Source organism: Flavobacterium rhizosphaerae (assembly GCF_046000445.1).
In the GTDB taxonomy this organism is placed as follows: domain Bacteria; phylum Bacteroidota; class Bacteroidia; order Flavobacteriales; family Flavobacteriaceae; genus Flavobacterium; species Flavobacterium rhizosphaerae.
Genome location: NZ_JBELPZ010000007.1, coordinates 95,220 through 119,645, shown reverse-complemented (window position 1 = coordinate 119,645; position 24,426 = coordinate 95,220). Strand labels below are relative to the sequence as shown.

22 protein-coding genes and 1 other RNA gene are annotated in these 24,426 nt (G+C 37.5%); 8 read left to right on the top strand and 15 right to left on the bottom strand.

Annotation, left to right across the window (positions count from 1 at the left end; translation table 11 throughout):
- The first annotated feature begins 22 nt into the window (after positions 1-22).
- Both ABS766_RS08785 and ABS766_RS08780 read left to right on the top strand, forming a co-directional pair.
- Positions 23-820: a T9SS type A sorting domain-containing protein gene (locus ABS766_RS08785; RefSeq protein ID WP_408084764.1), complete on the top strand. Its 798-nt coding sequence runs from the start codon at positions 23-25 to the stop codon at positions 818-820.
- A gap of 126 nt (positions 821-946) precedes the next feature.
- Complete coding sequence (locus tag ABS766_RS08780) at positions 947-1,873, top strand: T9SS type A sorting domain-containing protein (protein ID WP_408084763.1); 927 nt, start codon at positions 947-949, stop codon at positions 1,871-1,873.
- Between the two features lie 75 nt (positions 1,874-1,948).
- Here ABS766_RS08780 and ABS766_RS08775 read toward each other — a convergent pair whose 3' ends face one another.
- From ABS766_RS08775 to ABS766_RS08755, 5 genes are all read right to left on the bottom strand, one after another.
- Positions 1,949-3,373 carry an L-serine ammonia-lyase gene (locus ABS766_RS08775; protein ID WP_408084803.1) on the bottom strand — a complete coding sequence of 475 codons (1,425 nt, stop codon included), beginning with the start codon at positions 3,371-3,373 and terminating at the stop codon, positions 1,949-1,951.
- Positions 3,374-3,466: 93 nt separating this feature from the next.
- A complete protein-coding gene (locus ABS766_RS08770) occupies positions 3,467-4,732 on the bottom strand; it encodes a hypothetical protein (protein ID WP_408084762.1) in 1,266 nt (421 codons plus the stop codon).
- A gap of 84 nt (positions 4,733-4,816) precedes the next feature.
- The gene (locus ABS766_RS08765) at positions 4,817-5,935 is read right to left on the bottom strand and encodes an endonuclease (RefSeq protein ID WP_408084761.1); all 1,119 of its coding nucleotides are present in this window, start codon (positions 5,933-5,935) and stop codon (positions 4,817-4,819) included.
- A gap of 66 nt (positions 5,936-6,001) precedes the next feature.
- Positions 6,002-7,216 (bottom strand): RsmB/NOP family class I SAM-dependent RNA methyltransferase, encoded by a 1,215-nt coding sequence (locus tag ABS766_RS08760; protein ID WP_408084760.1) that lies wholly within the window; start codon positions 7,214-7,216, stop codon positions 6,002-6,004.
- 51 nt (positions 7,217-7,267) lie between these two features.
- Positions 7,268-8,149, bottom strand: a complete 882-nt coding sequence (locus ABS766_RS08755; RefSeq protein ID WP_408084759.1) for an AraC family transcriptional regulator — start codon at positions 8,147-8,149, stop codon at positions 7,268-7,270.
- 180 nt (positions 8,150-8,329) lie between these two features.
- Here ABS766_RS08755 and ABS766_RS08750 point away from each other — a divergent pair, with 180 nt between their 5' ends.
- A complete protein-coding gene (locus ABS766_RS08750; RefSeq protein ID WP_408084758.1) occupies positions 8,330-11,035 on the top strand; it encodes a BspA family leucine-rich repeat surface protein in 2,706 nt (901 codons plus the stop codon).
- Between the two features lie 236 nt (positions 11,036-11,271).
- A complete protein-coding gene (locus ABS766_RS08745) occupies positions 11,272-11,637 on the top strand; it encodes a DUF983 domain-containing protein (RefSeq protein ID WP_408084757.1) in 366 nt (121 codons plus the stop codon).
- A gap of 52 nt (positions 11,638-11,689) precedes the next feature.
- On the opposite strand, the gene ABS766_RS08740 is transcribed toward ABS766_RS08745, so the two are convergent.
- On the bottom strand, positions 11,690-12,256 hold the full coding sequence (locus ABS766_RS08740) for a pseudouridine synthase (RefSeq protein WP_408084756.1): 567 nt from the start codon (positions 12,254-12,256) through the stop codon (positions 11,690-11,692).
- 89 nt (positions 12,257-12,345) lie between these two features.
- On the opposite strand from ABS766_RS08740, the gene ABS766_RS08735 reads away from it, so the two are divergent.
- Entirely contained in the window at positions 12,346-13,575 is a 1,230-nt protein-coding gene (locus tag ABS766_RS08735; protein ID WP_408084755.1) for a DUF2254 domain-containing protein, read from the top strand.
- On the opposite strand, the gene ABS766_RS08730 is transcribed toward ABS766_RS08735, so the two are convergent.
- From ABS766_RS08730 to ABS766_RS08715, 4 genes are all read right to left on the bottom strand, one after another.
- On the bottom strand, positions 13,572-14,150 hold the full coding sequence (locus ABS766_RS08730; protein WP_408084754.1) for a DNA polymerase III subunit gamma/tau: 579 nt from the start codon (positions 14,148-14,150) through the stop codon (positions 13,572-13,574). The genes ABS766_RS08735 and ABS766_RS08730 overlap by 4 nt on opposite strands.
- A gap of 65 nt (positions 14,151-14,215) precedes the next feature.
- Positions 14,216-15,301, bottom strand: coding sequence for a DNA polymerase III subunit gamma/tau (dnaX, locus tag ABS766_RS08725; RefSeq protein ID WP_408084753.1), 1,086 nt, complete (start codon positions 15,299-15,301; stop codon positions 14,216-14,218).
- A 117-nt stretch (positions 15,302-15,418) separates the two neighbouring features.
- Positions 15,419-16,495, bottom strand: a complete 1,077-nt coding sequence (locus ABS766_RS08720) for a DNA topoisomerase IB (RefSeq protein WP_408084752.1) — start codon at positions 16,493-16,495, stop codon at positions 15,419-15,421.
- A gap of 8 nt (positions 16,496-16,503) precedes the next feature.
- Complete coding sequence (locus ABS766_RS08715; RefSeq protein WP_408084751.1) at positions 16,504-16,806, bottom strand: hypothetical protein; 303 nt, start codon at positions 16,804-16,806, stop codon at positions 16,504-16,506.
- 208 nt (positions 16,807-17,014) lie between these two features.
- On the opposite strand from ABS766_RS08715, the gene rnpB reads away from it, so the two are divergent.
- Positions 17,015-17,334, top strand: an RNA gene (gene rnpB / locus ABS766_RS08710) — RNase P RNA component class A.
- Here rnpB and ABS766_RS08705 read toward each other — a convergent pair.
- The 4 genes from ABS766_RS08705 to ABS766_RS08690 are packed head-to-tail and all read right to left on the bottom strand — an operon-like array spanning position 17,329 to position 19,608.
- Entirely contained in the window at positions 17,329-17,787 is a 459-nt protein-coding gene (locus ABS766_RS08705) for a DUF4357 domain-containing protein (protein ID WP_408084750.1), read from the bottom strand. The two genes, rnpB and ABS766_RS08705, sit on opposite strands and share 6 nt — an antisense overlap.
- Positions 17,772-18,221 (bottom strand): GIY-YIG nuclease family protein, encoded by a 450-nt coding sequence (locus ABS766_RS08700; protein WP_408084749.1) that lies wholly within the window; start codon positions 18,219-18,221, stop codon positions 17,772-17,774. Before ABS766_RS08700 ends, ABS766_RS08705 begins: the two co-directional genes overlap by 16 nt.
- Positions 18,222-18,238: 17 nt before the next feature.
- Positions 18,239-18,817 (bottom strand): RsmD family RNA methyltransferase, encoded by a 579-nt coding sequence (locus tag ABS766_RS08695; RefSeq protein ID WP_408084748.1) that lies wholly within the window; start codon positions 18,815-18,817, stop codon positions 18,239-18,241.
- Positions 18,814-19,608 carry a DUF3822 family protein gene (locus ABS766_RS08690; RefSeq protein ID WP_408084747.1) on the bottom strand — a complete coding sequence of 265 codons (795 nt, stop codon included), beginning with the start codon at positions 19,606-19,608 and terminating at the stop codon, positions 18,814-18,816. The genes ABS766_RS08695 and ABS766_RS08690 overlap by 4 nt, the downstream gene beginning before the upstream one ends.
- 107 nt (positions 19,609-19,715) lie before the next feature.
- On the opposite strand from ABS766_RS08690, the gene ABS766_RS08685 reads away from it, so the two are divergent.
- Together ABS766_RS08685 and kdsB are read left to right on the top strand one after the other, a co-directional pair.
- Entirely contained in the window at positions 19,716-21,140 is a 1,425-nt protein-coding gene (locus ABS766_RS08685; RefSeq protein WP_408084746.1) for an ATP-dependent DNA helicase, read from the top strand.
- Between the two features lie 49 nt (positions 21,141-21,189).
- A complete protein-coding gene (kdsB, locus tag ABS766_RS08680) occupies positions 21,190-21,924 on the top strand; it encodes a 3-deoxy-manno-octulosonate cytidylyltransferase (RefSeq protein ID WP_408084745.1) in 735 nt (244 codons plus the stop codon).
- A gap of 20 nt (positions 21,925-21,944) precedes the next feature.
- On the opposite strand, the gene ABS766_RS08675 is transcribed toward kdsB, so the two are convergent.
- Entirely contained in the window at positions 21,945-24,350 is a 2,406-nt protein-coding gene (locus ABS766_RS08675; RefSeq protein WP_408084744.1) for an alpha-ketoacid dehydrogenase subunit alpha/beta, read from the bottom strand.
- Positions 24,351-24,426: the final 76 nt, after the last annotated feature.

Sequence of the window (24,426 nt, the reverse complement as noted above, 5' to 3'; positions counted from 1 at the left end):
GATTAAAATTAAATTATACATCATGAAAAAAAAATTACTTATTAGCGCTTTTTTATTTGCTTCAATAGCATCAATGAATGCCCAGTTGAGCGAAAATTTTGAAGGTACAACTTTTCCTCCTGAAGGATGGAATCTGGAATCGACAAATACAAATTTTACATGGGAATTATATGCTGATGGTCCTTTGGAAGGGGCGCAGTCTGTACAGGTGGAATATGATGAGGCTCTGGTAGACCAGGATGAAACACTTATATCTCCTGAATTTACAGTTCCTTCTGCTGGACAATTAAGTTTTATGGCGTCTTTTAGTTATTATTGGGCAATTGATCCAAATGATAATTATGATTTTACCGTTTCAATTTCAACCGATGGAGGTACTACCTGGACAGAAATATGGGATGAAACCCAGTCACCCTATACTGTTGCAGAAGACTCTTTTACCCCTTTTACTGCAGAAGTATCACTATCTGATTATAGCGGTCAATCTGCGATTTTAGCTTTTAATTATAGTGGAGTTGATGGGGCACAATTTGTTTTAGATGATATTAATGTATCTTCTCTCGCCTCTATTAAAGAATTGGATGTGGATGCTTTTTCGGTATTCCCGAATCCTGCCAGTAATATGATTAATATTTCAGCAAAAAATATTGGAATTAATACCCTTGCCCTTACAGATATTAACGGACGTACAGTTAAAGCAGTAAATTTTGAAGGAATTTCTGAAGCCAAACTTAATATATCAGATCTTTCAGCGGGAGTTTATATGCTTACAATTACCTCTGACAATGGGACATTAACTAAAAAGATAATCAAAAATTAATTAATTATCAATTCTTTATAGAAAAGAAGCAAAAAAAACATTTTTTACACCTAAAAAAAAATAATCATAATGCTTATGTTATGATTATTTTTTTATTTTTGATAAAAATTAATTTAAATTATCATCATGAAAAAAATTCTACTTACTGGGGCAGTAATTGCTGCCACTTTTTTCAATGTAACGGCACAGGAAACTTCATTTGAACCATCTGAGGGATTCACAACAGGTGATATCGATGGACAAAATGGTTGGGGCATATCCCAAGCAGCATCTGCTGGAACATTTTTAATTAATGATGAACAAGCAAGTGAGGGTACATACTCTTTAAAACTTGTTCCTGAGAATGGTACAGCACATGCTACATTAGGAGCTTTTAGTCCTACATTTAATGAATCAGGAGAAGTTATTACTCACTCTTTTGATTTTTATTCATCTTCTTTTGCTGAAGAAGATTCTAATTTTTATTTTTCAGCACAGTCTCCAACACAGGGGTTTGTTAGTTCGCGAGTTGTATTTGCCGCTGATGGAAGTTTGGTAGTTTTAGATTATACAGATCCTGAAGACGAAGAATCTTTAGATTATGTTGTTGTTGAAAATGTGAGCTTTAATCCTGAAACTTGGTATCATGTAGAAGTTGTACAAAATAATGTTTATGGTACAATAGAATATTTTGTTGATGATAATTCTGTGTATACAGGAAGTATATTTGGAGCTACAATTGTTGAACAATTTGTTATTTCACATGATAATTTTGCAGGTGAAGCATATTTTGATAACATACAAATATCTACAGCCGTAGCGTCAGTTAAAAATAATACTTTAGCGTCAGTATCTGTTTATCCAAACCCAGCTACAGATGTAATTAATATATCAAATGGTGGCGCTATCAACAATATTTCTGTTACTGATCTAAACGGCCGTGTTGTAAGGACTGCTGCTTTTGAAGGCGTTTCTGATGCAAGCGTAAATGTTTCTGACCTTGCTAAAGGTATTTATATGGTAACTGTATCATCTGATAAAGGTTCAACTACTCAAAAAATTGTTAAGAACTAAATAAAAAATTCTTACATAATTAAAAAGCAGGCATTTAAGCCTGCTTTTTTGTTTTATATATTTTCCTCTGCTTTTTTAGCAGTCTGCATTATTTACAGTAACAGCAAGCCCACCTTCGCTGGTTTCTTTGTATTTATTGTTCATATCTTTTGCTGTTTGCCACATGGTATTAACTACTTTATCTAACGGGACCTTTGCATTTCTCGGGTCAGTTTCTAAAGCAAGTTCTGTGGCGTTTATAGCTTTTATGGCTCCCATGGTATTGCGTTCTATACAAGGAATTTGTACGAGCCCACCTATAGGGTCGCACGTCATTCCCAAATGGTGCTCCATGGCTATTTCAGCGGCCATAAGACACTGTTCCGGTGAGCCACCCATAACCTCGCAAAGCGCTGCTGCAGCCATAGCGCTACTTACGCCAATTTCTGCCTGGCAACCACCCATAGCAGCACTTATAGTAGCGCCTTTTTTAAAGATGCTTCCTATTTCTCCGGCTACTAATAAAAATTGCTTGATCTGGTTTTCATCTGCTTCGTGGTTTTCTATTACAATATAATACATTAATACAGCAGGTATAACCCCCGCACTACCGTTGGTAGGAGCAGTTACCACACGGCCTAATGAAGCATTTACTTCATTAACGGCAAGCGCAAAGCAACTTACCCATTTTAGTATTTGTCTAAACTTCACCTCTGTTTTACGTATTACCTGCAACCATTCCTGCGGGGATGAATAGGGTAAGGGGCCAATAAGCTTTTGATGCATATCATAGGCACGCCTCCTTACATTAAGCCCGCCTGGCAATATACCTTCGGTATGGCAACCGGTGTACATACATTCCAGCATGGTATTCCAAATTCGCATAAGTTCGTGATGAATATCATTTTCTGAACGAAGTGATCTTTCGTTTTCATACACTACCTCGCTAATACTTTTATTAAGACCATGGCAATACGTTAAAAGCTCCGTAGCATTGTTTACCAAGTAAGGAAAAGATTGTTTAATTTCTTCTTTTATTTTTGCAATAGTACGCTCTTCTGTAACAACAAAGCCCCCGCCAATTGAATAATAAGTAGAAGTATATTCACCTTTTGGGTGATATGCAGTAAATGTAAACCCGTTAGCGTGAAAAGGTAAAAACTCCCTGTTAAAAATAATATCTTGGGAAATATCAAAACTTATCGTTTTTTTATTCCCCAGATGTAATTCTGATTTAAGCCTGATATTTTCGATAACATTATGTATATCCTCAACAGGGATATATTCGGGATCGGCCCCACTTAGGCCTAACATGACGGCAAAATCTGTAGCATGCCCTTTTCCGGTAAGGGAAAGAGAACCGTAAAGGTCAACTTTAATACGTGTTACCCTCTTAAATATATCTTCATCATACAGTTCCCCTAAAAATCGTTCAGCACCACGCCAGGGGCCAAGAGTGTGTGAACTGGAGGGGCCAACGCCTATTTTAAGCATATCAAAAACCGAAATACATTCCGTCATTGCCATAAAAAACAGTATTTACAAACGCCCGCAAAGGTATATAAATTGAAATAGCTATAACGATAAAGTAAGTAAATTGTTTGTTATACTTATTTAGTTAATTAGTAAAACTCTTACGGGCCCAGGCATATTAACTAAATACCCACAAACTCCGGGGATTCTGTATTCAAGAATATTTATAGTAATAATTGAGCCAGATGGCAAAGCTTTGATTTTTTTCAATATTTTTTTGTCAAAATTATAGCCTTCTACTTCTGACTTGCTTTCGTCAGGAAATACTACTTCAAATCTCCGTATATAAGTCATACGAATTATATCTAAATCTACCTGTTGAAAATCTATTGTCAATTTAGCTTCCTCAAGTTCTTTTAAATTCATTTCGACAAGACATTTTTTACACCCATAGCCGTTTATCTGAGTGATTGGCTCAGGAATGTCTTTTACATAAAAATGATACCTATCCTGAATTACAGAATCATTAGGCATAATGATTTCAAAATCAAGATAAGCCCTGTCAGCAGATACACCAGTTACGTTCCAGTTATAGCTATTGTATCCGGTTCTTATTAAATTGCCATCACCTGTTATTTTAAAACTTTTGACATCCGGTACATTGATCTTTAATGCATTTGAAATTCCCCTGTATACCGATTTAGATTTAGGCTGTGATACTATTAAATCAGGAACAAAATCTAACGGCTTTGGTGCGTCTTTAATTATTATTTTGATTGATCCTAAAGACCCCAATAAACAATAACCATGAGGGTTGTTCTGCCTGATATGGCTTATTAAGATTTCTGAATTTGTTTGTAATGAGTAAATTTTATTCTTTAACTCATCAGGAATATTTTCATTATGAATGATGTAGGTTGGTTCATCTGGAATTGTCATCTCATAACTTTCTACAAAGCGATTATCGTCAATTTCAAAATAAAAGTCACGTATTACAACTTCAAGTTTAATATTTGCTAACTGCTCACGTGTCATTGTGTAAATAATATCCTGAAAGTCGCTCTTTAGTATTGCCTGTGAAGCAGCTATTTCAGCTATTTTAAAAACTATTTCTTCATGCTTTTTTAAACCATCGGCCAAAACCATATCAATTTTTATCGTTGCTGTTTCATCTGGTACTGATGTAACATTCCAATGGTAATTTCCCAGGCTGTCAATCTTTTTCAATATACCTGGGGCAGTAGCTGTAAATGTTTTTGTGTTTGGTACCGCAATTTTTATTTGATTAGTGATGCCTCGGTATACCTTATCAACTTTAACTAAAGATATTGTAGTTATAAGACTATCATTTTGCGCTAAACAGGGAGTAACAAAAATAAAGAGTAAGATTATTTTGAATAGCTTCATGTCAGTTTGGTTTGAGTAAATATACCTTTATAAATAATAAAACCTCCCAAAGGGAGGTTTAGTATATCATTTTATAGAAACAATTTAGTTTACTATTATTTTTTCTGTATTGGTTTTATCTGCAGAGATAGTCTTTATAAAATAAAACCCTTTGGCTATTCCGCTTAACGTAATCGTGTAGGTATGGTTAACAGAATTAGGATTTTTAATATCCTGTACCAGTTGCCCATTAATATTTATTAGCTGTATTTCATTAAGAACTGCATCCGTTGAAATATTTACCTGGCCATTGGTAACCGGGTTTGGGTAAACAGAAATTTTAATTGTTTGATAAACGCCAGTTCCTGCTATTGTGCCCCAAACAGCTGTTACATATTCAGGGTGGTCTATATATGGGTTTCTGTTATCCTGGCGATCATATATTGCATTGTTTCTGTCAATTTCACGCTGGCTTACAGGATCCTGGGCATTCCAGCTAAGTAATATACTTAAAAAGGTAGGAGAAAAAGTATGCCCTTCTGTACCGTCAAACATCACTTTGGCCTGTGTAGATGTGGCCTCTGTAGCGGTATAAAAATCAGTTAATTGCCCTTCATAGCGTGTAGCAAAATAAAAGAACATACGGGCAATATCGCCTTTAAATTCGTCAATAGGCTCAAATACGGTACCGCTATATCCGGCAGAATAGCCTGAGTTTAAGTTGCTCCCCCTTTTAGAGCCGTTGGTACTGGTGTAATTTGCAGTAGCCACTTTGCCAAAAGGCAGGTTGTTGCGTTGCGCATTTACATATTTATCTGTTGGTACAACAAAATGAGCATCACTGCGCATTGGAGATTGAGAGCTAAAATAAGATTGCGGTATTATATGCTCACGGTTAAATTTTTGCCCTTCGGAGGTACCGCCACTACCGTCATCCTGTGCATCAGAGCCATACGTATATTCATAGGCATCTTCCCCGTCAGGGTTTTCTGAATACATATCCAGTAATGTACCGTCATTTTCGTAGTAAAAATCTTTATCTGATGCTGTATAGGTTTCATACAGCCCACCGTAGCCCTGGTCTGTATGATCTTTAATAATATTGTGCAATTGGGTTTTTAAGGTATATCCGGTACCTGTAGCAGCATCATAATATCCTGCCGGAATTTGTGCTAATACGGCTACTGAAAACAGTAAGGCCGATAGTGTGTAAATTTTTTTCATTATTTAATTTTTGGACGGCAAATTTAAAATGAATTTTTAAAATGCCGGTAATTTAACCTGTTGTAGTTATATCTTTCGTTCTAATTGTGCCATATAAAAACCATCAAAACCAGACTCTGATGCCATAATTTTACGGTCTTTAACAAACTTGAACTGACTACCTGTTTCGGTAGATAAAAACCGTTCTACCTGTTGCTGATTTTCAGAAGGCAAAACCGAACAGGTTGCATATACCAGTTTGCCGCCTGGTTTTACTATTTTGCTGTAACTTTCAAGCACTTCAGCCTGTGTTTTTTTTATGTTGTCAATAAATTCAGGTTGCAGTTTCCACTTACTGTCCGGGTTACGTTTCATAACACCAAGTCCGCTGCAGGGGGCATCAATTAAAACACGGTCTGCCTTTTCATGCAATTTTTTTATCACTTTGGTACTATCTATAATGCGGTACTCTATATTAAATGCACTATTGCGTTTAGCGCGGAGTTTAAGCTGCTTAAGCTTGCTCTCATATAAATCCATCGCAATAAGCTGGCCTTTATTTTCCATAAGAGATGCCATATGTAGTGTTTTGCCTCCTGCACCGGCACAGGTATCTACCACGCGCATACCGGGCGCTACTTCAAGAAATGGCGCTACAAGTTGCGATGAGGCATCCTGTACTTCAAAAAAGCCATCTTTAAAAGCCTGGGTTAAAAACACGTTGGCACGTTCTTTAAGTATAAGGGCATCAGGATATTGATCATCAAAATATGTTTCAATATCATTATCCATTAAAATTGCCCTGAGCTTTTGTTTTGTTGTTTTAAGGGTATTTACGCGTAAAATTACCTGCGCCTGCTCATTTTGTGCAGCAAGTTCTTTCTCCCAGGTTTTTTCTCCAAGCTCTTTAGCTCCAAGTTCATCCATCCAATCCGGAATGGATTCCCTAAATTTTCTTATTTTACTAAGCTCATCAAACCTGCCTTTTATACGGCGCAGCGGTGTTTCTTCAAAATATTTCCAGTCTGGCAGTTTATAGCCGCGCAATACAGCCCAAACGGCAAAAATGCGCCAAAGGTTATCCCTGTCATAAGGTTCTTTTACCTCGGCAATTTCAGAATAAAGGCGTTTCCAGCGTACTATTTCATATATGGTTTCGGCAACAAAACGGCGGTCTGCACTGCCCCAGCGTTTATCTTTTTTTAGTGCGCGCGCTACTACTTTATCGGCATACTCACCTTCATTAAAAATAAAGCCAAGCGAGTCTATTACCGTAAAAACTAAATTTCTGTGTAATCTCATTATAAAAAATTGAGGGGCAAAGGTACTGAAATTTCGATAGATATATACTACTCAGCCTTTAGTATACCGTGATAAAAATACCGAAGGTGTTTCGCCGGTTTTATTTTTAAATAACCTCGAAAAATAGGCATAATCATTATAGCCAAGGCCATAAGCAATTTCATTAAAATTTCTCTTTTGAAGCACAAGTTCTTTTCGGGCTTCGAGTAATACACGCTCCAATATAACATCTGTCGCTGTTTTACCTGAAACTGATTGTGTTATCCTGTTTAAATGTTTTGGTGAGATGTTGAGTTTATCTGCATAAAAAGCAGGAGATTTTTCGGTTTTAAAATACTCTTCTACCAATTTTTCTAATTTACGGAATTTTAAATAATACGTATTTCTGTTGATATCATCGGCAGGGTTGTGCAAGAGGTAAATACGTGTGCTTTGGATATATATTAGATTAATAAGGTTTAATATGAGCTGTTGTTTTAATATTTTTTCTGTGAGATTTTCTTCATATACCTGCCTGAATAAAGATGTGATATGAAGCAGCGAATCCCCTTCCGGGTAAAGCACGGGCAAATTGTGCATGCTGTAAAAAAAAGGAAACTGGTTTATGTTTGCCTGTGTATATGCCAGATTATAAAACTCCTGTGTATGGAAAAACACATAACCGTTAATATCTTCGGATAATTCCCAATGGTGGGTTTGACCGGGATTTAAAAAAAACAGGCTTCCCGGCTTAATATGATATATACTGAAATCAACCTCATGTATGCCGCTACCATGTGTAAATAGTATGGCGAGATAGAAGTTATGTGAATGAGGTAATACAATATCTTTATGGCTTGTAATAAGATGATCTTTTAGCTTGTTGGCATAAAATCCGTTAATGCTGCTTTGCCGTGGAAACTGCTTTATATCAAGTATAGCAACCTGTTTCATACATATATAAATATGTCCTAAAAGTACAAATTAAGACATAAAAATGCCAGTCCCTGTTTTATGTATAATATTTAAAAAAATTCTTACAATACTTCTCTAAAGTCAGTGCAGGTAGTTTTTTTATAAGTTTATGTTAATTATATTGTTAAAATTACTATTTTCACACCAAAATCAACAACCATGAAAAAATTCTACTTTTATTGTATTGCATTATTTGCAAGTTATTATGTTAATGCTCAGGAGCCATTTATAACAACCTGGCAAGTTGAAGCAGATGATCTTACTATCATAGTGCCTGTAGATGGTACTAATAATGATTTCACAATTAATTTTGGTGATGGCGTTATTTTAAATAACCAAACTGGTCAAGTATCTCATGAGTATGTTAGCCCCGGTACTTATACAGTAACAATCTCAGGTGATTTTAATAAGTTTAATTTTTATTCTGGTTCAGATAAAATTATGACAATAGAGCAATGGGGCGATGTGGAGTGGTCAAGCATGAACAGCGCATTTTCAAATTGCCCTAATTTAACTATTACAGCTGTTGACAGCCCAGACTTGAGTCAGGTTACCGATATGAGCTATATGTTTGCTGGTTGCTCATCATTGAACCAGTCAATAAATAACTGGGATGTCTCTAACGTTGTAAATATGGAATCATTATTTGCAAGTGCTACGGAATTTAACCAACCTTTAAATAATTGGAATATTTCTAATGTCACTAATATAAAAAATATATTTACTCAAACTGCATTTAACCAACCACTTGATGCTTGGGATGTATCTAATGTTACCACAATGCAAAATGCCTTTGCAATTGCAATGTCCTTTAACCAGCCATTGAATAATTGGGATGTTTCAAGTGTAACAAATATGGATGGAATGTTTGTATATGCAAGTTCATTTAATCAACCTCTTGATAACTGGGATGTGTCTAATGTAACAACTATGTCAGATATGTTTGCGCATGCAGATGTTTTTAATCAAAATATAAATTCCTGGGATCTTTCAAGCCTTACACTAATGGATTCAATGTTTTATAAAGCATATGCGTTTAATCAGCCTTTAGATAGTTGGGATGTATCTAATGTTACTTCAATGTTTAATGTGTTTAATTATGCATCTAGTTTTAACCAGCCATTAAACAGCTGGGATGTATCAAATGTAACAGCGATGCCATCTATGTTTTATCAGGCATATTCTTTTAATCAACCTTTGGATAACTGGGATGTTTCCAATGTAACAAACATGACAGGTATGTTTAGAAATGCCCAGGATTTTAACCAGGATCTTTCAGGTTGGAATTTTAATACAAATGTTGATTTTGGTTATGGTAGCTCACAAGCTTTTTTAGGTTACAGCGGCTTAGATACAGATAATTATGATGCTTTATTATATAGGTTTGCACAATTGGGCTTACAGAATAAATACTTAGGTGCCAACAACCTGAAATATTGTGATGCAGGCGTGCGTAATTATCTCATCAACCAACTTAACTGGAATATTTCCGGTGACGGATTAAGTGCCCAATGTATAGGCAATACAATATCAGGAAATGTACGCTTTGATGAAAATGCCGACGGCTGTAATGCAGATGATATGATAATTGATAATATTTTAGTTGCCGCAAATAACGGTACTTTTACATATTCTACACTTTCTTCGTTAGAAGGAGAGTTTAATATTAATCTTTTTGAAGATACATATACGGTACAATTGCTTAATATACCTTCTTATTTTACAGCAAGCCCTGCTTCGCAGAATGTTACTTTTTCCGGCTCTGGTAATATAGAGCAGCTTGATTTTTGCCTTACCGCCAATCAGGCTGTTGAAGATATTAATGTTATTATAATTCCGGTTACAGAAGCACGCCCGGGTTTTGAGGCAATCTATCAGTTAGTTGTTGAAAATATAGGTACACAAACAGTGTCAGGCGTTTCTGTAAATCTGGTATATGATGAAACAGCCCAAAGTTTTATAAATGCCGATCAAATCCCCGCTACAAATACTGCCGGACAACTTGGATTTACCATAGCAACTTTACAGCCGTTTGAGAGTAGGGTTATAAACCTGGTAATGCAAACCTTTACACCTCCAACCGTAAATGGCGGCGACATATTGAATTTTACGGCAACAGTTACCCCTAATACTAATGATTATACACCTGATGACAACAGTTTTGAATTTAACCAGGTTATTGTAAATGCATTTGACCCTAATGATAAAACCGTAGTACAGGGTGATGCAATTACTATGGATCAGGCCACGGGTTATTTAGATTATATTGTCAGGTTTCAGAATACCGGTACAGCAAGCGCCATTACAGTACGTATTGAAGATGTGCTTGATGAAAAATTAGATTGGACAACTTTCAGTCCCGTTAGTGCCAGTCATGATTATCATGTTGAAATTTCTGAAAATAATCATGTTGAGTTTATCTTTAATGACATCAACCTTCCTGCCGAAAGCGATGATGAGCCCGGAAGCCATGGTTTTATAGCTTTTAAGGTAAAACCTGTAACTTCAATTGCTGTAGGAGATATTATTGAAGGTACGGCTGCAATCTATTTTGACTATAATGAACCTATTATTACAAACACTGTAAACACAACCGTGATAGAAAATACTAATAGTATAAAAGACTTTAATTTAAAATCGAAGCTTGCTGTATATCCTAACCCGGCAACAGATTTAATAAAAATTCAAGCTTCGCAGGGTGTTGCAGTTGAATCAGTAAAAATTTTCAATATTCAGGGAAGCGAACTGTTTTCCTTTTCTATAGATGCCGATACGATTAATGTAAAAAATATTGCCGTTGGGATTTATGTTTTGTCTGTAACTACTAATCAGGGTACTGCAAATTTCAGAGTAATTAAAAATTAAGGGCTTTTTCTCAACCAAATTTCGTGTGCGTACCCGACTGATGTTTTTTTAATGAAGAAACGGGGATTATCATCAATGGGTAATTTGATCCAGGTATATAGTATAGCGAAATAAAAATTATGCGATTGAGGTAACGTGATTCAAATATTAAAATGTCCTAAAAGTGCAAATTAAAGGGTAAAAATGCCAGTGCCTGTTTTATATAACAGGCTTACATTTGTATAAAACTTTTAGGTATGTCACAATTTAAAGATATAATTACGGAAAAATGCCCGGTATGTGGAGAGGGCCATGTGTTTAAAACAAAAGGAAACCCACTATTATTTCAGCTTCCCAAAATGGAGGAACACTGTGCCGTATGCCACCATAAATTTTTGAAAGAACCCGGCTTCTTTTACGGGGCAATGTATGTGAGCTATGGGCTTACTGTTGCCGAAATGCTTATTGTTGTAGCTATTGTACAGTTTTTTTCTACAGAAATAAAAATATTACTAAGTGTTATAGCTGTTGTTGCCATTTTACTAAGCACATTTAACTTCAGGCTTTCGCGTATGTTATGGATGTATATGTTTGACCACAGAAAAAAAGAGGTTACACAGTAATAAAAGATAGTAACTTATTAAATCCGGTTTTGGCGTCCCAAACCGGATTTTTTTATACATCAAAATCAGTATATTCCTGTACTTTACCCGGCTGCAGGCTTCCTAAATGTATATTTCCAATGCGCACCCTCACAAGCCGTAACGTAGGAAATCCTACAGCAGATGTCATTTTACGTACCTGACGGAATTTTCCCTCGGTAACAGTTATAGAAACCCATGAAGTTGGCCCATGCCGTTCATCACGTATTTTTTTACTCCGTTCCGGCAGGGTAGGGGATCCAGGCAAAATAAATGCTTTACATGGTAAAGTAGTGTATTTACTTCCATTCACGCCAATTTCTACGCCTTTTTTAAGGTAGGAGATGGCTTCTTCAGTAATAAGTCCATCTACCTGTGCATAATACTCCTTTTCAACATTTTTACTACGTACAATTTCACTCATCATTCCATCTGTGGTTAGCAACAGTAGCCCTTCACTGTCTTCGTCAAGCCTCCCTATAGCCATTGTGCCATCGGGAAACGGATAAATCTCTCCCAATAGTTTTTTTTTGCGTTTAAGATTGTATATAAACTGGCTTAAATAACCGTAAGGTTTATATATAGCGTAATGATGGTGCACGGAGTGTATATTTGTAATTAGTTAGGAAAAGTGCTACTAAAATACGTAACTTTATTAGCTGCAAACAACAAAAATATAATTAATAATTTATGGGTGATGTATTAGGCAGGATTAAATTCTGGATAAGAAATAATTATAACCGTATTGTAAACAGTATAGCATTTTACCCTGCTTTTATTTCGCTGGTATTTTTAATTATTTCTGTATTGCTGATTGAGTTTGATTTTTCTGAAACCGGTAAACACCTTAAAAGCCAGTTGACCTGGCTGAGTTTACAGGATGCTTCTACAGCGCGTAATATTATAGGTGTGGTTGCCGCAGGTATATTATCGCTTACCGTATTTAGCTTTTCTATGGTAATGATTGTACTTAACCAGGCAGCCTCGCAAATGTCTAACCGGGTGCTGAATAAACTTATTGGCAACCGTTTTCAGCAGGTAGTTTTAGGTATTTATATTGGTACTATAGTATTTGCACTTTTTTTACTGAGCACGATAAGAGATATAAATTCAGGCATATACGTGCCGGCCATCAGCACGTATATCCTTATATTTTTGGCTATTGTTGATATTTTTATTTTTATATACTTTTTACACTATATAACACAATCTGTAAAATATGAGGTTATTATAGACAGGATATATAGTGTTACATTGCTAGCATTGAAAGATATTTGCCAGGCAGAACGGGAGCCTGTAGCAATTTCTGGTAAAGGTTTTGAATATAAAATTAAAGCTCCAACTGCGGGAGTGTATGAAGGCGTGGAGCATAAAGCCCTGCTGAAATTGTGTAAAGAGCATGACTTTAAAATATTTATAAAGGTTATTCCGGGAACTTTTGTATTAGAAGGTACCCCAATATTAGAAATTAATATTAACCCGGATGAAACCCTTGTGAATAAAATACAGGAAACACTTTATTTGCATGATGATGAAACGATTAGTAATAATTTTTTATATGGTTTCAGGCAACTTACAGAAATTTCTATTAAGGCATTAAGCCCGGGTATTAATGACCCCGGTACAGCAGCACTGGCACTTAGGGCTTTATTCAAATTGTTTGCGTATCGCTTTTGCTTTTTCCCTGAAAATATTCTGCGGGACGATAAAGGCATTAGCTATATATATATTACATATCCGGATTTTGATACTATTTTTAAAACATCGATACTCCCAATATGGGATTATGGGCATAAAGACCGGATAATACAGAATGAAATGCATATATTACTTACGCAATTTTTAGCCTTAAATAAAAATGAAAAGTTACAGGAATTTTTACAAAAAGTAAACGAGGTAAGAAATAATAACACAGATTAAATGTCAAGGTCAAACATTTTTCGTAATATTTCAACTGCGGGATTTAGGGTTTTCAGCTTTTCATATTTTTCTTCAGGGGTAAAAGCATGACGGATAGCTACCTGCTCATTTACATGAGTTTCTATAACAATATCATGGTTGTGCAGTTTACCGCGCAGGTACCCTAATAATTCCAGTTTATTATTATCAAAATCTACTTTACTGCCCTCATTGGGTAACTCCAGTTTTATGGTAAAGCCGTCTTTGGCCAAAACAGGGTCATTCATCTGCATGTAGGTAGCAAATATTTTTTGACCGTTATCACTCATACGCTGTGCAAATTTATTCCACTGCAACAACATATCCGTTTCATTAAACGCTTCTTTTGGTAACTCATCATGCTTTAAAGACGATGCCTTTTGGTTTTGCTCAATTTCTTTTTTGCGTTTAATGCTGGAAAGTGAAAAAGCTGACACTTTGGGTGTACCATCATCTTTGGGTTGTGGTTTTGGCGGCAATATAATTTTAGGTGCTTCAACCTCAAGCTCATTAACAGGTAATGGCTTTATTTTTTCCTGTTCGAAAGATGGCTGCACAACAGGTTGTTGGGGAGTCGAATTACTACCGGTAGCGTTATTACCTTGGTAGTAATGCGGAGGTATTATAAATCCTTTAGCTTTTTTTTTTCTCCATCAAAGGTGATGGAGGCAAGTTGCATAAGGCATAATTCAACCAAAAGTCTTTGGTTCTGGCTTGTTTTGTATTTAAGGTCACAATCGTTAGCCAAGTCAATCCCCTGCAATAAAAATTGCTGGCTGGCTTTTTGAGCCTGTTGCCCATACATTTGCTGGGCGGTTTCGCCGGCTTCCAGCAAAACCAATGTTGCCGGGTTTTGGCATACCAGTAAATCCCTGAAATGTGAGGCAAGCCCTGCTATAAAATGGTGGCCATCAAACCCTTTGGCCAAAATTTCATTGTAAGCAAGCAGTAATTCCGGAATTTGGTTATTTAAAATCAGATCGGTTACCCTAATGTAGTACTCATAGTCTAGTACATTAAGGTTCTCCGTAACTGCCTGCCGTGTAAGGTTAGTGCCGCAATAACTCACCACGCGGTCAAATATAGAAAGGGCATCGCGCATGGCACCATCGGCCTTTTGGGCTATAATATGCAAAGCATCATCTTCAAACGTAATGCCTTGGCTACGGGCTACTTCTGCCAGATGTTCTTTGGCATCTTTAACGGTTATACGTTTAAAATCAAATATCTGGCAACGCGATAATATGGTGGGTATTATTTTATGCTTCTCGGTAGTAGCCAGTATAAATATAGCATGGCGTGGCGGCTCTTCCAACGTTTTGAGGAAAGCGTTAAACGCTGCCTGAGAGAGCATGTGTACCTCGTCTATAATATATACTTTATACTTACCCGTTTGGGGTGGTATACGCACCTGGTCTATCAGGTTACGGATATCATCAACCGAGTTATTACTGGCAGCATCCAGCTCAAACACATTAAACGCAAAATCTTCAGTGGGGTCATCATACCCTTCCTGGTTTATTTTACGGGCTAATATGCGTGCACAAGTGGTTTTACCCACACCGCGCGGCCCTGTAAACAGTAGTGCTTGTGCTAAATGGTTGTGTTCTATAGCGTTGAGCAACGTATTGGTAATAGCCTGCTGCCCCACAACATCTTTAAAGGTTTGCGGGCGGTATTTACGGGCTGATACAATGAACTGTTCCATTACGGGCAAAGATAACAATTGTGATTTGAAAATTTAAAAATTTGAAAATTTATCAATGCCAAATTATAGAGGTATGTTGAAAATCAAGAAAATACATGTTATTGTATTTTAAATTGATTAAGCCACAACTTCGGCTATTTTTTCGGTTGAGAGTAATTCCATCAGTATTTTTTCCTGTGGGTTGAGTTCTATTGTATCCTGTGCCTCTGTTACATTATAGTTCCAGATAGCCCCGTTTTCATAAGCGCTGATAACGGTGGGATGTACGTAATATTTTTTGCAAACCGTGCGGGTATTGCCAAGTTTTTTGGCAACGCTGTCTAACACGCTAACAATCTTCTTTTTGCAATCGGTAATGCTGGTATGTTCGCCAATTTCATGAAAAGCACACAGCGCATTAAGGCTACCCGCCCAAGATCTAAAATCTTTGGCAGTAAAGTCTTCTCCCGTAATTTCTTTGATATAATGGTTAACATCTGCTGAGCCTATAGAGTGGTGGGTGCCGTCATCATCATAATACTGAAACAGTTCGTATCCTGGAATGTCGCGGCATTTTTTTACCATATTGGCCATGCGGCGGCTTTGCAGTTTAATTTTGTGTTTAACGCCTTTTTTTCCGGTAAAATCAAATGTAACCTGGTTGCCGCTAAATTTTACGTGTTTATCTCTTAAAGTAGTAAGCCCGAATGAACCATACAGTTTTTTATAGGCATCATTACCTATACGTATGTTTGTGAGTTCTATAAGCTTTACTACTAATGCCACTACTTTTTCATACGGCATGCCACGGCGGGCCAAATCTTTTTCAACCTGGGCGCGTATATTTGGCAGTGCTTCGGCAAAACGGCGCAGGCGGTAAAATTTGCTTTGGTTGCGTATTTTATTCCAATCTGGGTGATAGCGGTATTGTTTGCGCCCTTTGGTATCAATTCCGGTTACCTGTAAATGGCCGTTAGGGTAGGGGGATATCCACACGTTTTCCCAGGCCGGGGGGATGACGAGATTTTTTATACGGTTTAAGATTTCTTTATCTTTTACGGTATTACCTTTCTCATCTTTATAAGAAAAACCGCTGGCATGCCGCTTTCTGTAATAGCCTTTATCAGACGTTAAACAGTAGCGCAGGCCAACGGCTTTGGCAGTAACTTTAGGGTCGTTACCTATTTTTTCAAGCTTTTTCTGGAGCCGGTTCATTCTGTATATTAATTCTCGCTACGGCCCTGTATTGTCATGTCAAGCAGTTTACGTGCTGCATTGCTATTTTCATAAGCGCCCTGGCTAGCCACAAACACGCCTTTTTCACCTTCACCCGAGGTAACTCCGTAAACAGTAGCTTCATCACCCGGGTCGCTTTCGCCTTCATATCTATAAATGTGCTCTATAACAAAATTATCGCTGTTTATAATCCTGTCTTCTTCCAGGTTAAAATCTGTAGTAAATCCTTTTTGTGCCAGTTCTTCTAATGCTTTAGAAACTGTTGCATAATGATACATTTGTTTATCCATGATACTGTATTTTTATTATCAGTTTGTTTTATAGAATTAAAATTACTGATAATACCATTTGCGTGCTGCCAATGAAATGTTAAACAATTATTAGTAGAAAGTCATTAAGGAAAAAGTCATTAAGTCAAAAAAAATGATACCCTTTTCTCAGGTCTTAACTTTTACTCTATGACTTTTTCCTTTATGACTAAGAAAGACTATCTTTGCGCCCGCAGGCCGCCTTATCGCTCCACGCATGTGGGGAGGAAAGTCCGGACACCACAGGGCAGCATAGCGGGTAACGCCCGTCACTGTGCCGCAAGGCGCGGGAGGACAAGTGCAACAGAAAGTATGTACAGGTAATGCTGTAGTGAAACCAGGTAAACTCTATGCGGTGCAATGCCATGTATACCGGCTATATGTAGGGCTGCCCGCCCGATGCCGGGGGGTAGGCAGATAGAGTGTAACAGCAATGTTGCGCCCAGATAAATGATAAGGTACTTAATTTTAATTAAGTAACAGAATCCGGCTTACAGGCCTGCTTTATTTGATATTATAATTTTCAATTTCTTTTAGAGATTTACCTTCAGAATTTCTCCAGATATTGCGACCATTAACAGAATAACCAAGTATTACAGCTGCAGCAGCCGAAGGACTACTAAAAGGACAGTTTTTAGTAAAATATAATTCTCCTAATGAATTTGTAGATATAATTTTATCAGTTATCAATTTATCTCTTAAAGAACTATATCCAAATTTTCTTGAACTTATAGCTACTTGTGACCTTTTTAAAACTACAATTCCTTCATCGGTTTGAATAGCTTTGGCAGTTAAATCTTTAACATTTAAAAAGAGATTTGTATCCTCATTAGAATCTAATATTTTTTCTTGAGTAAATTTAAAATCATCAATTGATTTATTATTTAAAATGACAGGGTTTTCAAGAAATTTATGACCAAATACTCCATTTAAAACTTTAACATTTATTATAAAATCCTCCATGGAGTCTTATCTGCTAAAGGTAAAGAACTTAAATTTGGAGAATTAGAATTTTTAATTTTATAACGATCCGCATCAATTGCTATTGAAATAAGTCTACTTTCTAAATACTTTACATGAGATTTAGTTAAATTTTCATCTTTGCTAGTAAATAAGATTACCTCATTCCAAAAATCTTTTTGGGTGTCATGGCTTTTTAAGCGCTCCCACACATTTTCAGCTTCTCCAATATATACTGAATTATTACCTCTATCTTCACCAATTAAAAAATATACTCCGGGTTTATTTAATTCCCTCTGAAATAAAATATTTAAGTCTGATATTTTTTTTCTTGGGGAAGATAAAGATTGTATTGTATGATTTACAACTTCGGCTTGTTTAATGCCAAAAACAGTTCCATCTTTTAAATATATTCTAATACTCTTACCTAATGACATTTTTTAAATTATATAAATTAATCCTCTTCCTCTTCATACACTTCCTGTTCTTCTTCAGTTTCAAATTCAAAAAAGCTAAAGATACTGCCGCCATACTTTTTACTGAACGAAAAATTCATGACATGATCCAGCGTGGTATGTTTAGAGTGTTCTATAATCATCATGCCATCTGTGTTTAACAGCTCTTTTTCAAAAACTAATAAGGGTATTTGTTCAAACTGTTCCTGGGTAAAATGATAAGGGGGATCGGCTACTATAATATCATAAACTGATTTATGGCTGCCCAAAAATTTATATACATCGCTTTTTATGGGGGTTATATTTAAATCTAGATCTGCAGCGGTTTGTTTCATAAATTTTACACAGCCAAAGTCGGCATCTATTGCGGTAATATTATCTGCCCCGCGCGAGCCGAATTCATAACTCAGGTTGCCCGTACCGGCAAACAGGTCCAGCACTTTAAGTCCGGCAAAGTCAAAATAATTATTGAGTATATTAAAAACAGACTCCTTGCTCATATCGGTGGTAGGGCGTACGGGCAGGTTTTTTGGCGCTGTTATCCTTCGTCCTTTAAATTTTCCGGAAATTATCCTCATGCGTTAATTAAAATAAAATGTTCGCGAGTTTGGTGTTCTGTAAGTCCGTTAGTAGTTGTTTGGGTATATAGTGCTATATTCCGTATGTATTCATAACCTATTTTGAACAATGGTGAATCTTCATCAATTTTGCCCAGTAATTTTATACTTACCGTTTCGGGGTTAAGCTCCAGTTGCTCCAGTGTAAATAACAGGTAATATAAAAAATCTTCCGGGGTGTTGTATGTAAAAGAGTTGTAAAACAAAAGCTTTTGATTATCGGTTACAACTATTTCAAAATGAACATCCTGTATGTGGATATAAACCTGTTTACCAATGTTGTTACGGGCAGCTTCAAGCAGCTTGCTAACTAATACCGTATTACTGTTTTTAAACTCAAAAGACCCTATTTTTTCAAGCAGGTAGTTGTTTATATTTACTAAAGGTACATATACATTTTTTATATGCTGGTGGCCAATATTATCAAACTCAAAAGAATCGGTTTCAAAAACCTGGGTGTTGTATTGCAGGTAGCTGGCAGCGTAATTTTCATCAAACAGGGCATCGGGTACAAAAGTATTAAAGCTGTTTTCGTGCAGTACCATAATATTGTCATACGGCATTTTAAGTTCCGGGTGCTCTACAAACGTTTTCCATAAAGCGTCTTCTGTTGGTATATTGGCCGGAAATGTTGCCGAGGTGAGGTTGCTTATACTGTTATCCAACACGTTAGTGCAGCAAAAGCTCAGTCTGCCTGTGCCTACCAGAAGGGTAAGTTTCTGATAATTTTTTTGGGTAATCGTCTCGTTCATGTGGCCTGTACGGTTTGTTACAAATTTACATTCTTTTTTGGTTTGGCAGGGGCCAAAGCGCAAAATGATGTTATCTTTGGGCTACAATTAAAAAACAGATTATAGTAATGATGCCCCCGCAATTTTATAAAATACTGATGCAGAATTTTCCTTTTAGCCCTACGCTGAAACAGGATATTTTCTTCCAGAAAGTTGCGGCGTTTACAGTATTGGGTAATACTGACGATCTTTTTGTACTCAAAGGCTATGCCGGTACCGGTAAAACGACTATAATTTCTACGTTGGTGAATAACTTGCGCGAAGCGGGACAAAAATATGTGCTACTGGCCCCAACCGGGCGTGCGGCCAAGGTAATTGCAGGATACTCACAAAAACCTGCCTATACTATACATAAACAAATTTATTACCCTAAAAAAAAGAGTGGCGGGGCGATGGGCTTTACACTAAAACAAAATAAGCTGAAAAACACGGTTTTTATTGTTGATGAAGCCTCTATGATATCTGATACATCTTCAGAATCTAAAATGTATGAGAACGGCTCATTGCTTGATGATTTGATGTCTTACGTATATTCTGGCACTAACTGCAAGATGGTTTTGATAGGCGATACCGCGCAGTTGCCCCCTGTAAATTCTGATTTAAGCCCGGCACTTGATATAAACTCCCTTACTACGCATTATTTTAAGGATGTGCAGCATATAGAACTGGATGAAGTAATGCGGCAGGCAGAAACATCGGGCATATTATATAATGCTACGGAATTGCGCGAAATGCTGAAATCGGCTTTTTATGATGCGTTCCGTTTCCGTCTACAGGGGTTTAAAGATGTGGTGAGGCTGATAGATGGGTATGAAATTCAGGATGCAATCAACCAGGCGTATAGCAGCTATAGTATAGAAGATACGGCATTTATTGTGCGCTCTAACAAGCGAGCTAACCAGTATAACCAGCAGATACGTACTAAAATTCTGGATAGGGAAAGTGAATTATCCAGCGGCGATTACCTGATGGTAGTAAAGAATAATTATTTTTGGCTGGATGAAAAAAGCGAAGCCGGATTTATTGCCAATGGTGATATTATTGAAGTGCTGGAAATTTTCAGGATAGAGGAATTGTACGGTTTTAAATTTGCCCGTGTGAAAGTACGTTTAGTAGATTACCCTAACCAGCCCCCGTTAGAAACGGTGCTTATTTTGGATACCCTGCATAGTGAAACAGCTTCTTTAAGTTATGAAGAGTCAAATCAGCTCTATCAGGAGGTTATGAAAGATTATGAAAGTGAAACCAGCTCATACCGCAAGCTGCTTAAAGTAAAAAATAATCCGCATTTTAATGCACTGCAAGTAAAGTTTAGCTATGCCATGACGTGCCATAAGGCACAGGGTGGTCAATGGAATACTGTATTTATAGAGCAGCCCTATTTGCCTAACGGTATTGACAGGGATTACATCCGCTGGCTGTATACGGCAGTAACCCGGGCGAAAGAAAAACTTTACCTGATAGGGTTTAAAAATGACTTTTTTGAGGAGTAAAATCTCATTTATTTTCCTTTACGAAGGAGAGGAATTAAAATATATTGAAATGAAAATAATAGCTGTAATACCCGCCCGGTATGAGTCAACCCGTTTTCCTGCCAAGCTGATGCAGGATTTGGGCGGCAAGCCTGTGATAAGCCGTACCTATGAGGCTGCCGTTAAAACCAACCTGTTTGAGGATGTTTTTGTGGTAACCGACTCTGATATAATTTATAAAGAGATACTTTCAACAGGGGGGAAGGCTATAATGAGCATCAAAGAACACGAAAGCGGCAGCGACCGTATTGCTGAGGCGATAGAAACCCTTGATGTAGACGTAGTGGTAAATGTGCAGGGAGATGAGCCTTTTATTAATAAAGAGCCGCTTGCAGATCTGTTACAGGTTTTTAAAGGGGACACCGCCCATGAAATAGACCTGGCATCGCTCATGATGCCTCTTAGTGAGTGGGAAGATATTGAGAATCCTAACAATGTAAAGGTAATAACCGACCAGCGTAATTTTGCGTTGTATTTTTCACGTTCGGTAATTCCGTACCCGAGAGATAAAAAGGCCGGAGCGCAGTATTACAGGCATATTGGTATTTATGCCTTTAGAAAACATGCACTTATGGATTTTTACCATTTGCCTATGAAAAGCCTTGAAGCTACTGAAAAGCTGGAGCAGTTACGCTACCTGGAATACGGCAAACGTATAAAAATGGTGCTTACCAGCCATGCAGGTATTGGTATAGACACCCCGGAGGATTTGGAAAAGGCCAGAAAATTTCTTGAGAAAAAATAAAAAAACAACCTAAATACCCGCTAATATAATGGCGGGTATTTTTGCGGCTGTGCTTCGTGCATTATATCGTATATTTTTTCGTAAATATCTTCTGCTGAAGGTTTAGAGAAATAATCGCCATCAGTACCATAAGCCGGGCGGTGTTCTTTTGCGGTTAGTGTATCCGGTTTACTGTCAAGGTGTTTATAAGCATTTTGTACATCTACTACCTGTTGCAGTATAAAAGCTGATGCCCCGCCGGGTACATCTTCGTCAATTACTAAAAGCCTGTTGGTTTTTGCAACACTTTTTACAATATCTTGCTTAATATCAAACGGTATAAGCGATTGTACATCAATAATTTCAACATCAATACCTACCTCAAGCAATTCTTTGGCAGCCTGCTCAATTAAACGCAGGGTTGAGCCATAAGATACTACTGTGATATCTGCACCTTGTTTAATGGTTTCTACTACACCTAATGGGGTATTAAATTCGCCCATATTTACGGGCAGCTTTTCTTTAAGCCTGTACCCATTAAGGCATTCTATTACCAGTGCAGGCTCATCAGCTTGTATAAGTGTATTATAAAAACCGGCTGCTTTAGTCATATTACGGGGAACCAGTACATTAATACCTTTTACTGCATTAATAATCATGCCCATTGGCGAACCTGAATGCCAGATGCCCTCAAGCCTATGGCCACGGGTACGGACAATAAGCGGCGCTTTTTGGCGACCCATAGTGCGGTAATGTACCGTAGCCAGGTCATCGCTCATTATTTGTATGGCATACAGTAGATAGTCAAGGTATTGTATTTCGGCAATGGGGCGCAGGCCGCGCATAGCCATACCAATTCCCTGCCCTAATATAGTTGCTTCGCGAATACCGGCATCGCACACACGGGTTTCGCCGTATTTATCCTGCATACCTTCCAGCCCTTGGTTTACATCACCTATATTTCCGCAATCTTCGCCAAAAACAAGCGCTTCCGGGTGTTTTGCAAACAGTGCATCAAAATTATCGCGGATAATGATACGCCCATCAGCTTCCTGAGGGGTATCCCCATATTCCGGAGCAATTTCTTTCACAGAAAAGACGTTTTTTTCTGACTGTGAGTAAAGGTGTGAACTATATTTTGGTTGTACTTCCTCAGTATATTTTGTTATCCAATTTGCAAGGGTGGCTTTACCCGGTTCATTAACAATGAGCCTTAAAACCTTGCGTGCCGTAACCAGCAAATCTTTACGCAATAATTCTTTTTGTACAGCTAAATCATTGCTGTAACGGTCTATAAAAACCTTATTGTCGCTTTTGGCCGCAATAGAATTTAATACGCTAATAAGCGCATCGCGCTCATGTTTTATGGGGTTTTGATAGGCTTCCCAAGCTGTTTTCCTGCTGCTGCGTACTGTGTTTTTTGCATCAGTATCTATTTGCCTAACTTCTTCTTCTGTACATATATTGTTTTCTACAATCCAGTTGCGCATTTGTGTAATACAATCGTATTCACTTTCCCAAGACAGCCTGTCGGCATCCTTATATCGCTCATGTGAACCTGATGTAGAGTGGCCCTGCGGCTGTGTAAGCTGGTATACATGTATTAGTACCGGCACATGCTCAGTACGGGCAATTTCACCTGCTTTTTCGTATGCCGCTATCAACTCAGGGTAATCCCATCCTTTAACTTTGATGATTTCGTAGCCATTATTATTTTCGTCACGCTGAAAGCCCTTCAGTATTTCAGAGATATTTTCTTTGGTGGTTTGGTGGCGCGCATGTACCGATATGCCATAATCATCGTCCCAAACGCTAATAACCATGGGCACCTGTAGTACCCCGGCAGCATTTACGGTTTCAAAAAACAAGCCTTCGCTGGTACTGGCATTGCCAATGGTTCCCCAGGCTACTTCATTACCACCGTCTGAAAATTTTTCAAATCCTTTAAGCACACTTACATTGCGATATACTTTACTTGCCTGAGCCAGTCCTAAAAGCCTTGGCATTTGCCCGGCAGTAGGGGAGATGTCGCTACTTGAATTTTTTTGTTGTGTAAGATTTTTCCAGTTGCCATTTTCATCAAGGCTGTGTGTAGCAAAGTGCCCTCCCATCTGGCGTCCGGCGCTCATAGGGTCATTTTCAATAGAAGGGTCGCCATATAAGCCTGCAAAAAATTGTTCTGGCGTTAGCAGGCCCAACGCCATCATAAAGGTTTGGTCCCGGTAATACCCCGACCTGAAATCACCGTTTTTAAAAGCTTTGGCCATAGCCAGCTGAGGCACTTCTTTACCGTCTCCAAAAATACCGAACTTGGCTTTACCGGTAAGCACTTCGCGCCTGCCCAACAGGCTGCATTCGCGGCTTAGTACGGCAATTTTGTAATCGTTAAGTACTTCGGCCTTAAAATCTTCAAAAGAAAGAGCCTGCTTAATTTCTGCTTCAGTCATATTGTAAACGGGATTGTAGATTCACAAATTTAATCAAAAGATTTCAACTTATATAATACCTGTTGAAATTTATTAT